The following is a 783-nucleotide window of genomic DNA, read 5'->3' as shown; positions in this document are numbered from 1 at the left end:
GAAGTACGGCAAGAAGATCGAGGTCGACGACCCGTGGGGCTACGGCCGTTCGCTGGAGTGGGCGACGTCCTGCCCGCCGCCGCGGCACAACTTCCTCACCCTGCCGCGCATTCGCTCCGAATCCCCGGCGTTCGACCTGCACCACCCGGAGATCGCGGCCCTCGACGCGCTGCACAACGGTCACGGCACTGAGGACGACAAGTCCCTCGCCGGCGGCAAGGAGGCGGGCAAGTGAAGATCCAGGGCAAGATGTTCATCTGGCTCTCCGTCTTCGTCCTGGCCATGGCGATCGTCTATGGCCTGTGGTCGAAGGAGCCGGCGGGCACCACCGCGCTGTTCCTCGCCTTCGGCCTGTGCATCATGGTCGGCTACTACCTGGCCTTCACGGCCCGGCGGGTCGACGCGGGTGCGCAGGACAACGAGAACGCCGAGGTCTCGGACGACGCCGGTGAGCTGGGCTTCTTCAGCCCGCACAGCTGGCAGCCGCTGTCCCTGGCCGTCGGTGGCGCGCTCGCCTTCCTGGGCGTCGTCTTCGGCTGGTGGCTGCTGTACTTCTCCCTGCCGGTGATCCTCGTCGGCCTCTTCGGCTGGGTCTTCGAGTACTACCACGGTGAGAACCGCACGCAGTAGGAGCACATCAGGCGGCAACAGCACCGCTGACACGCCGCAGGGGGGGGGGGGGGGGGGGGCGACCCACGGAGGCGAGGGGGCGGCCGGTGGAGGCGGGAGTCCCGGAGGTGGTTGCCTTCTCCCACGCCATCCACCAAACGAGTGATTCCCCTC

Annotated in this window: 1 protein-coding gene and 1 pseudogene; both read left to right on the top strand. The window is 68.5% G+C overall.

Features of this window, described 5'->3' with window-relative positions; genetic code table 11:
* Positions 1 to 235: pseudogene (locus tag AC0680_RS30950) on the top strand (aa3-type cytochrome oxidase subunit I); the annotation flags it as partial.
* Positions 232 to 630 (top strand): cytochrome c oxidase subunit 4, encoded by a 399-nt coding sequence (locus AC0680_RS30945; protein ID WP_384441080.1) that lies wholly within the window; start codon positions 232 to 234, stop codon positions 628 to 630. The pseudogene AC0680_RS30950 and the gene AC0680_RS30945, both read left to right, overlap by 4 nt.
* The last annotated feature ends 153 nt before the right edge of the window (positions 631 to 783 follow it).

This window comes from Streptomyces sp. NPDC043738 (assembly GCF_056436545.1).
Note: the sequence above shows the minus strand (reverse complement) of the source record. Positions and strands in the feature narration are given on the sequence as shown.